The 9,391-nt window shown below is 65.1% G+C and carries 10 protein-coding genes and 1 tRNA gene; 7 read left to right on the top strand and 4 right to left on the bottom strand.

Annotation, left to right across the window (positions count from 1 at the left end; all coding sequences use genetic code 11):
- The first annotated feature begins 132 nt into the window (after window positions 1–132).
- Entirely contained in the window at window positions 133–1,416 is a 1,284-nt protein-coding gene (locus BL253_RS38515) for an Rv3169 family protein (protein WP_476644144.1), read from the top strand.
- Between the two features lie 74 nt (window positions 1,417–1,490).
- On the opposite strand, the gene BL253_RS38510 is transcribed toward BL253_RS38515, so the two are convergent.
- Both BL253_RS38510 and BL253_RS38505 read right to left on the bottom strand, forming a co-directional pair.
- Window positions 1,491–2,717, bottom strand: a complete 1,227-nt coding sequence (locus BL253_RS38510) for an amidohydrolase family protein (RefSeq protein WP_081439113.1) — start codon at window positions 2,715–2,717, stop codon at window positions 1,491–1,493.
- A gap of 247 nt (window positions 2,718–2,964) precedes the next feature.
- Window positions 2,965–3,387, bottom strand: a complete 423-nt coding sequence (locus BL253_RS38505) for a GNAT family N-acetyltransferase (protein WP_076823020.1) — start codon at window positions 3,385–3,387, stop codon at window positions 2,965–2,967.
- Window positions 3,388–3,907: 520 nt separating this feature from the next.
- Between BL253_RS38505 and BL253_RS44585 the strand changes: the two genes are divergently transcribed.
- The gene (locus BL253_RS44585) at window positions 3,908–4,102 is read left to right on the top strand and encodes a hypothetical protein (RefSeq protein WP_241835531.1); all 195 of its coding nucleotides are present in this window, start codon (window positions 3,908–3,910) and stop codon (window positions 4,100–4,102) included.
- A 385-nt stretch (window positions 4,103–4,487) separates the two neighbouring features.
- Here BL253_RS44585 and BL253_RS42710 read toward each other — a convergent pair whose 3' ends face one another.
- A complete protein-coding gene (locus BL253_RS42710) occupies window positions 4,488–4,649 on the bottom strand; it encodes a hypothetical protein (RefSeq protein WP_158230521.1) in 162 nt (53 codons plus the stop codon).
- A gap of 655 nt (window positions 4,650–5,304) precedes the next feature.
- Between BL253_RS42710 and BL253_RS38485 the strand changes: the two genes are divergently transcribed.
- The 4 genes from BL253_RS38485 to BL253_RS42095 all read left to right on the top strand — a co-directional run bounded on the left by BL253_RS38485 (window position 5,305) and on the right by BL253_RS42095 (window position 8,566).
- Window positions 5,305–5,381: transfer RNA gene (locus BL253_RS38485), tRNA-Ile, on the top strand.
- 62 nt (window positions 5,382–5,443) lie between these two features.
- A complete protein-coding gene (locus BL253_RS38480; protein ID WP_076823016.1) occupies window positions 5,444–6,358 on the top strand; it encodes a tyrosine-type recombinase/integrase in 915 nt (304 codons plus the stop codon).
- Between the two features lie 154 nt (window positions 6,359–6,512).
- Window positions 6,513–7,541 carry a PIN domain-containing protein gene (locus BL253_RS38475; RefSeq protein WP_198946566.1) on the top strand — a complete coding sequence of 343 codons (1,029 nt, stop codon included), beginning with the start codon at window positions 6,513–6,515 and terminating at the stop codon, window positions 7,539–7,541.
- Window positions 7,542–7,696: 155 nt separating this feature from the next.
- Window positions 7,697–8,566: an SMODS domain-containing nucleotidyltransferase gene (locus BL253_RS42095; protein WP_131831704.1), complete on the top strand. Its 870-nt coding sequence runs from the start codon at window positions 7,697–7,699 to the stop codon at window positions 8,564–8,566.
- 25 nt (window positions 8,567–8,591) lie between these two features.
- Here BL253_RS42095 and BL253_RS45735 read toward each other — a convergent pair whose 3' ends face one another.
- A complete protein-coding gene (locus BL253_RS45735; protein WP_420801762.1) occupies window positions 8,592–9,002 on the bottom strand; it encodes an S-4TM family putative pore-forming effector in 411 nt (136 codons plus the stop codon).
- A gap of 89 nt (window positions 9,003–9,091) precedes the next feature.
- On the opposite strand from BL253_RS45735, the gene BL253_RS44580 reads away from it, so the two are divergent.
- A partial coding sequence (locus BL253_RS44580; RefSeq protein WP_338013789.1) for a DUF6444 domain-containing protein occupies window positions 9,092–9,391 on the top strand: 300 nt, incomplete at its 3' end.

Raw genomic sequence — 9,391 nt, 5'->3', positions numbered from 1 at the left:
CCCCTACCCGTCTGAAAGGAAACCGTTTCCCAGTTCAGACACATACAGCAGTCGAGCGGCCTGACGGCCGCACCCAAACCCCACGCCAAATCTCGGTCACCCGGCCGGCCGCCGTGGGGTCCGCGACGCAGCGTGCGGGCCCGCCCCTCCAGCGTCAAGGCTGCTCACGCATCGCCTACGGCGACCGGGTCCCCTCCGGGGCCCACGGGCCCTGACCCCGGAGCCTCTGCGAACCCGCGGGCAGCACACAACGGCAGGCACAGCTGCCTGCCCCTCCCACACGCCGCCGACCCCACGGCGGCCAACCCCCGCACGCCCACAACCAGCCAAAACAGATCCCAGCATCGTCTTGACCGGCCCCGCTCCTTCAGGGATGACCAGTACGACCGGTTCTGGTTCAACGGCTATGACGAGAACATGTACTTCGCGGTCGCGCTGGGCCTTTACCCGAACCGGGGAATCATCGACGCGGCGTTCAGCGTCGTGGCTGACGGCATGCAGCGGTCGGTGTTCGCCTCCGGGCGCATCCCGCTGGACCGTACCCGGACGAGCATCGGCCCGATCACCATCGAGATCGTCGAGCCGATGCGGGTCAACCGCGTCGTCGTCGATTCTCCGGAGCACGGCCTCGTCGCGGACCTGACCGCTACGGCCCGCACTCCCGCCTACGAGGAGCCGCGCCAGACCCGCCACGTCGGCACCCAGCTGACCATGGACGTCACCCGCGCCACCCAGCTGGTCACCTGGACCGGCACGCTCTCGTCCGGCGGCCAGGAGATCCCCCTGACGGCACCCACCTACGGCACGAAGGACCGCTCCTGGGGAATCCGCGGCGTCGGCGACCCGGCACCCGCGGCACCGCGCCATGTCCTGCCGCAGATCTTCTTCCTGTGGGCACCGCTGAACTTCACCGACGTCTGCCTGCACTACCTGCGGTTCGAGGACGCGCTCGGCGTCCCGTGGTCCGAGACCGCGGCGGTCCTGCCGGTGATCGGCGACAAGGAACCGGTGTTCGGCGAGGACACCGGCATCCGGACGCTCGGCGGCGTCCGGCATGACGTGCGGTGGGCGCCCGGGCTGCGGCGCTCGGAAGGGGCCACGCTTCTTCTCGCCCCGGGTGACACCGTCGAGCTGGAACCGATCCGCGCTTTCCGGATGAGCGGCGTCGGCTACCTGCACCCCACCTGGGGCCACGGGAAATGGCACGGCGAGCTCGCCGTCGACGGCGAGGCCCACAGGACCGAGGACCTCGACACCCTCGCCTTCGACACCGTCCACGTCCAGCAGGTCATGCGCGCGACGTGGGGAGGGCGGACCGGTCTCGGCGTGCTCGAACAACTGGTCATCGGCCCCTACGCCCCCGGCGGCTTCACCGATCTTCTCGGCGGCGCCTCGGCCAGCGCCGCGGCCCCGTGAGCGCCGCGCGCCGAGTCAGCCACCACCCGCTGCCGGCCGGCAGCTGACGATCAGCGGCCGGCCGGGCGCAGGGTCTACAGGACCTTGACGAGCGGGTCGATTCCCATCAGCGAGGCGAGGTTGCCGCCCATGATCTTGCGCTGCTCGTCGGTGGTCAGGCTGTCGAGCTCGTCGACGAACGTCACCGGGTCGAACAGGCCCTCCGGGTGCGGATAGTCGGAGCCGAACACGACGTTGTCCGCGCCGAGCACCTTGACCAGGCCGAGCACGTCCTCCTCGTGGAACGGGTGGACGTAGACGCAGCGGTGCCAGGCGACCATCGGGTCCTCGTCGAACAGGTGCGGGCTGCGCTGGTAGAGCTTCTCCAGCTGCGTCACCAGCGGGCGTACCCAGGAGCTGCCGTTCTCGACGGGCAGGAAACGCAGCCCCGGGAACCGGGTGGCCAGGCCGTGCCCGATGATCGAGCCGATCACGTCCTTGATGACACGGTGCTCGCTCATCACCAGCTCGGCGAACGCGGTCCGCTTCGACTTGAACGGCAGGAACTCCGCCTTGGCGCCCTCCCAGTCGTTCAGGTACCGCTGGAAGCCGTCGTCCGAGGCGTGCATGCCGACGACGATGCCGGCCTCTTCGACCCGCTTCCAGAAGGGGTCGAACTCGGGCAGCGCGAACGACCGACGATCACCCTTGTAGCCGGGCACGGGCGCGGGGCGGACCAGGATCGCGCGAGCGCCGCGCTCGATCACCCAGTCCAGCTCGCGCAGCGCCTCGTCGAGGATCGGCAGCGTGATGATCGGAGTCGGGAAGATCCGGTTCTCGAAGTCGAACGTCCAGTGCTCGTGCATCCACTGGTTGAGTGCGTGGACCACGATGACCGTGGCCTCCGGGTCGTCCGCGAGGCGCTCCTCGAGCAGGCTCGCCAGCGTCGGCCACATCATCGCCCGGTCGATGCTCAGCTCGTTCATCAGTTCGAGCCGGTCCGCCGGGTTGAAGTACGCCGGGATCGACGGTACGTACCGCGGCGGCGGAGCTACCTGGATGTCGTCGGCCTTCGTCTTCGACGACGGGTTCTTCAGCCGGAACTCCAGCTCCTGGGCCCCGGGCGGCGCGACGACGTTGAACGTCGGGTTCGGGATGTACTCACTGATCTGCCCGCGCAGGGCGATCTTCGTCCGGTTGCCCACCTGGACGTACTTCACGAGGCCCTCGTACTCGGGCGGCAGGTACTTCGTGAACGCGTCGGTGGTCTCGTACATGTGGTTGTCCGCGTCGAAGACGGGAAACTCGATCGACCGCGACAAGGCGATCACATCCTCCCAAGCACACCCAACATCACGTGATAGCGCTCACGGTAGTCCACAAAGTCAGACGTCGTCTAGTTTTGCCGCGCCCCCGGGGACGGCCGACCGGCGACCGGCGACCGGCGACCGGCGACCGGCGACCGGCGACCGGCGACCGGCGACCGGCGAGGGTGCGTCTGGCCGGCCGTGAGTGCGGGCACCTGTCGGTAACGCCACCGAGTGGAGATGCCTGGCGCCCAGAGGGGCGCTACCGCCGCGACCGTCGCTCCAGGTACATCTCGTCGGGCGGGCCGAAGCCGTGCTGCTTGTACAGCCCATGCGCGTCCGCGGTGTGCAGCATCCACCGGAAGCCGGCGCCCGGGCCGTCATCGATCATCGCCGTCACGAGCGCCTTGCCCAGTCCCATTCCCCGCACCCGCTCCGAGATGAACACGTCCGCGAGATAGGCGAGAGCGACACCGTCCGAGATCGCCCGCGCGAAGCCCACCAGCTCCCCCGTCGTGGTCTCGTAGACGCCGACGACCCGCCAGGCACCGTCGAGCTGAGCCTCCACGTCCGCGCGTTTCCGCCAACGACCCCAGTAGGCGCCCGTCGACAGGAACGCCCAGACAGCGTCGCGGTCGACCCGGTCCCGGTCGTCGTCGAACTCAAACCCCTCCGGAACGGTCATGTCTCCGACACTGCCAGACCTCGGCGATCATCCGTACGGACGGGCGCCGGGCTACGGCGCCTCCGCGCGGCCCGGACGTCGCGACCGTGATCAAGTTCGAGAGATCTCGATGTACAGAGCGATCCGGCCGGAGAGACAGAGTTCTCGCAACCGCCTCAGCCCGCGAGGAGCGGTCCGATCGACGGCGACGCGGGCGCCACCCAACGCGGGTCGACGTCCCGCACAACCAGACGTTCACTGGCCCCGGACCCCGGCCGACCAGGGCAGGAACGATCCGAAAGGGGCAGACTGGGGCGCGCGGAGACACAGACCAACGACGCATCACAGCGGTCGCCCACGTCACTTGACAGCATGATCTGCCATCGCCAGGATCGAATATATGTTCGATCTCCTCGGGGTCCGGTCACGCACTCACACCGTCCGCGGAAGCCGGGTCACATCCGGTCACCGCCCCCCGTCGCGGATCAGCACGGATCCCCGCCCGCCCGCGGCTCAGACGTCCGCCGACYTGCCGCCAAGCGTGGCCCGACTGGCCGCGCGAACGAGACTGTCCACGGAACTGCTCGCCGCCATCATCGCGGTCGACGGGCGATCCCGGGCCACCCTCGACGATATGGAACGCGCCGACGCGCTCGCGGACGTTCTCCTGGCCCGTCGGCGGCAACGGGTCGGCCGACACCGCCCCGAACTCGCCCAGTCCGGCCGCCACGGCTGACACGGCCACCCGCGCTATGGGCACACGGCGAAGCAGTGGACGTGGGCGTAGCGGCAGTCGTCCGCATTCGGATGAATAAATGGTGCTATAAGGGTCCTCCTGATTGGTTCGGCCAGACGCGGGYCGCTGTCGCCAAAGTGAGGATCATGACTGAGCCGACCGGGTCGAAGGATCTCGGCTCCCACGAGCCGGCCACACCTGTGTCCGCCAGCGGCCTCATGTTCGCGCCCCCATCGGGGCCGCTGACAGGCGCCGCGGCGCAGGCGGGTGGACTCGTCCCACCCGACGGGTTTCCTCCCGCCGGCCGGCCCGCTACGCCGGTTCCGTCGCCGGTTCCGCAGGCCCCGGGCGGTTGGCTGGTGGGATCGGTCCCGGCACCCAACTACTACGCGCCGGTCGCGCCGCCGCGCACCGCGCCGCGGCCCCGCCGCGCGCTGATCCTCGCGGGGGTCGCGAGCGGCCTGGGTGGAATCCTGCTCGGCGCGCTCGTCACCGCGCTCGTTCTGCGTGGCGGCGACAGCTCCGACGACACCGCGGCTGTGAACATGACGGCCACCACCGGTCCGACCCAGGCCGCGAGTCCCACCCCGACGCCAAGCCCGTCCGGATCCGCCGGCGCACTCGCCAGCCCGGCTAGTGACCCGGTACTCCGACACCACCCGCCTGACCTACCTCAGCGCCTGCACCCAGGACCAAAGCGGCATGGGGGCTTTCTGCGAGTGCACCCTCGAGTATCTCGAAGCGAGGTACAGCGAAGACGAGTTCGCCCGTCTCAATAAGGCCATCAGATCGCCGGAGGCCCAGCGCGTGATCAGGGACGCCTCCGCCGCCTGCACGCAGACTGGCCTCACAGCGGCGCAGGGAAGACGGGTGACGTAAAAGGGCCAGTTCCGTCTCAATCCTGGGCAACCCAGTGGACCCGTCGGCGGACACGGCTTGGTCGCCCATCGCGGTCCCGTCCACCCGCACCCGGCTTGGCCTCCACGACAAGCGGACCACCGACAGCCATTGGCAGAGGTAGCAGGCGATCCCAAGCAATCCGCGGCCAAGGGATCGTGCGCGTCGAGTTCGCCGGTCCCGAAGCGAGCAACTCTGCAAGCCGGTGCCCGGCGACCAGGCCCACGCMCGGCACGTCGCCTCGCAGTACTACCGACCAGCCGATACGACACGACACAGCTGTAGTCGGTAGGCTACGTCAGCCTGGGGCGGTAGCTCAGCCGGTCAGAGCAGGGGACTCATAATCCTCCGGTCGTGGGTTCGAGCCCCACCCGCCCCACCACCAGGCAATACGCGAGTACTGAGTCCCGGACAGCGCTCGTACAGCGGAGTATCTTCAAGATCGTGAAGACGACGGATGCTGCCCCTGTCGACGATCTGACCACCCTTCTCCCCGACTGGCGCCGCCATCTGCGGGCGCTGAACCGCTCCCCAGCGACGATCAAGAGCTACCTGACGTGTGGGGAGTCGTTCGTCGCCTTCCTCACCGAGCAGGGCATGCCGACKGCGGCTAACGCCATCGCGCGGGAGCACGTTGAGGCGTACATCGTGGCTCTCTCCGAGCGAGTCAGCCCCGCGACGGTCGCGAAGCACTACCGCTCGCTTCAGCAGCTCTTCCGGTGGCTCGTGGAGGACGGCGAGATCAGCCGGACGCCGTTCGAGCGGATGAGCGCTCCCGCGGTCCCCGAACAGCCGGTGCCCATCCTGGGCGACGACGTGCTCCGCAAGCTCCTCGACACCTGCAAGGGCAACAGCTTCGAGAACCGCCGCGACGCCGCGATCATCCGCCTGTTCCTGGACACGGGCGTCCGGATCGGCGAACTGGTCGGGCTGAAGGTCGAAGACCTCGACTTCGACCACGACGTAGCCCACGTGATGGGCAAGGGTAGGCGCGGCCGTGCCGTCCCCTACGGCAACCGCACCGCCGACGCGCTCCGCCGATACATCCGCGCCCGCGCCCGCCACGCTCAGGCCAAGAGCCCCGCGCTCTGGCTCGGCAAGAAGGGGCCGATGACCGAGTCAGGCGTAAGCCAGATCCTGGAACGGCGCGCGGCCGACGCCGGAGTTCCCAAGCTCCACGCACACCAGTTCCGGCACACCTTCGCCCACGCCTGGCTCGCCGCAGGCCACCAGGAACAGGACCTCATGCGTCTCGCTGGCTGGCGAAGCCGCGAGATGGTCGGTCGATACGCGGCCTCGGCCGCCGACGACCGGGCGCGCGACGCACACCGGCGTGCAGCACTTGGCGACAGGCTTTGAGYCTGCTTACTGCTGTTTGCAGCGTGCTAGCAACAGCAAGCGACGGCCCCTGCGTAACGCGGGCCGCACTGCAGTATGATCAGCAGTGAACAGGATAAAGAACGCAGCCACCGTCCCAGTCAGACCAGGGGTCTTGCAGAGGCACGCGGCAAGAGTGCTGCGCGTCGGCAACACCAACGGTCGGGATGGTTCCTGCGTGATTCACCTCCTTGTTGACACATCGCTATGGCTCGATCTAGCAAAACGTCGTGACGGCCAGCGGTGGATTGTTCCACTCAGAGTCCTGAATTCTCAGAAGAAGTTGCAGCTCCTCGTTCCGCGTGTCGTGGTTGACGAGTTCGAGCGTAATAGGCCAAGAGCTGAAGCGGCCGTGACCGCCGCCGTGTCCGAGAGATTTCGCCTGCTCCGCAAGGACCTACACGATTGGGTCGAATCGAGTMGTCAAGACTGGCTTGCAGAGATGGCCCACCATGTTCCACTGATCAGCGCCTCCTCGTTGCAGAATTTCGCAGAGATCGCAAAACTGCTGGAGCATGGTGAACGACCAGAGGAGACCGACACGGAACGCCGCCGCGTGATCGAACGGGGCCTCCAAAAGTCCGCCCCTCTTCACCGCAACAAAAACAGCGTGGCAGACGCTCTCTTGATCGAGATATATAGCTCACAGCTTGCGGCAGCTACGGACGACTCCGACCTCTACGGATTTGCGACCTGCAATTTTGAGGATTTTTCAGAGCAGAATGGTGATCGCCGACGTCCCCACGTTGACTTGGCTCCGATATTCAATATAGCCAAGTCTCGCTACATTTACGATGTCGACGRCCTAGACAGTGCACTCTCCGATTGGTTTGGCCATGATTTCCACGAGATGGCCGAGGATGTCGATCAGTTGGCCGAAGAGCCGCGAACACTAGCCGAAATACTCGAAGCCGAGAAGGAGTACTTCGATAAAGTATGGTATGTTCGCAGCTTAATTTACGAAGAGAAAGTCAAACAAGCAAGTGCTGAGCAGGTAACTTCAGATATCGAAGAGCGTCGGGACGCAGCAAGGCAAACTATTGAAGGCCGGTACGGCCGCGAAAATCTCGGTCCCTGGGACGACTGGACTTGGGGATTTGTGCATGGCAAGCTTTCCGCCCTGCGTTGGGTTCTTGGTAGCGAGTGGGATTTTCTTGACACTTGAGCGTCGGACGACCTCCACCTTCGCACATCRCCTTTTCGCTGTAAGGAAAAACTAGGAAGGTTTCCCAAGATTCCGATCTCAAACGGTCGGCCTTCGGTCGCAGCAGACCCGGACAAGATAGTCACTCTAGGAATATGACTAGATAAGAGGAAGAAATGAGCTCCACCGCGCCAGCCGGATTCGTACAATTTCTTGCGGCAAAAACACCAAGCCAAACCGAACGCGACAATGCGCGTCGCCATAAGTCCACAGTTGCGGCCGCGCTTACAACTCGCCTGGGTATGATTACCTTGCAGGAGACTGGATCACTGCAACATGGTACTGCGGTTCGGGGGCACTGCGACGGCGACTATTTCGCGTGGCTGAAGCTGCCAAAGCCATCCGCAGACCAAGCCCTAGGATCGGTACGGGACGCGCTCAAGGCATCCTTTCCGCGAAGCAGCATACGGATAAGCCGACCTGCMGTGAAAGTCAATTTTATTGGCGACGGCGGACAGATGGAGATCGTACCGGCTTACTACAGTGGGACCACCGGCAGCAAGAAGGACGTATTTGATATTCCTGACCCCACTACTTTCGGTTGGATGAAATCAAGCCCCGCCAGTCATCTTACGTACGTCAATGATGCGAATGCCAAATCTCCGGGGGCGAAAAGCTTCGCAAGACTCCTCAAGGCGTGGAAATACTATAACAGTGTGCCGATCAGCAGCTTCTATCTAGAAATGCGAGCGGCTAAGTGGGCTCTCGATAACCCTCCGATTGCTTTTCACTGGGACCTAACTACGTGCATGGAATACTTGGCGGAGAGTCAAATAGCAGCGATGAACGATCCTGCGGATACATCACTCGGCCGCATACATCCGTGCAGCACTGAAACTTACAAARGCGTGGCACTTTCAAAAATCGAGGTGGCGGCCACGCGGGCGCGACGCGCGCTTACCGATGCACGCAACGGAAAACTCGGTGACGCATTTGCTACATGGCAGGTAATATTCGGACCAAGTTTTCCGCCCTACACTCCATAAGATAATGACTCCGCAACTAGGGCCTCTATTTCAGGAGGCGGCCGCGGATTTGTTCTGAGTCTGCTCGGGCGGCAATTTCGTCTTGAACTCGCGACTTCCAGTAAATTCGCTGCGGAACTCGTTCGGGGTGGTCTMGCAATTGAAAAATGCGTCGCTGAACCATCTCACAGTAAGTGGTCAGAGCTAGTTCAAGCTCTGAACCCGGTTGGCCCGGTGGAAGTTCGGCTATCTTATCGCTCACGGATAGTGCAAGCCTCTGCTTTGTGGCTGCAATTTCCCTGTGCTTGTATGCACTCCGCACGCAGAGCCAGAGGGCTGCCGACGACGGGGCAAACCATCGTGCGAGCAGGTAAAATGTTGTCCAATTTCCGGCGAGGGCGACGATTACGCCAGTCGTGCACCAAAAAAGCGGTAAACATTCAGGTGCTTTGTTGATGTTGCTTTGGGTCGCTGGCTTCGGAGCCAGGCGCTGATGTTGGTGGTCGCGTGGCGTGCCAGGTCTGGTGCGTGTGGTGAGGTAGGGGCATGGCGCCGGTCGAGGAGATGCCCCCTGAGGGCCTCCTCGCGGTGGTGCGCGCCCAGGCGGAGCTGATCGCGGAGTTGCGGGCGACGGTCGCCGAGCAGGCCCGGCAGATCGCGGAGCTGACGGCGAAGGTCGCTGACCTGGAGCGGAAGGCGTCGCGGAACTCGCGGAACTCGTCGTTATCGCCGTCCAGCGACGGCGCGATCCCGGGTCGGAAGCCGCCCGAGCCGCCGGCGGGCGGTGGCGGGGCGGGGAAGAAGAAACGCGGCAAGCAGCCGGGCGCGGACGGGTTGACGCTGGCC

The organism is Pseudofrankia asymbiotica, from assembly GCF_001983105.1.
GTDB classification, from domain to species: domain Bacteria; phylum Actinomycetota; class Actinomycetes; order Frankiales; family Frankiaceae; genus Pseudofrankia; species Pseudofrankia asymbiotica.
This window is presented reverse-complemented; position numbering and strand designations above follow the sequence as displayed.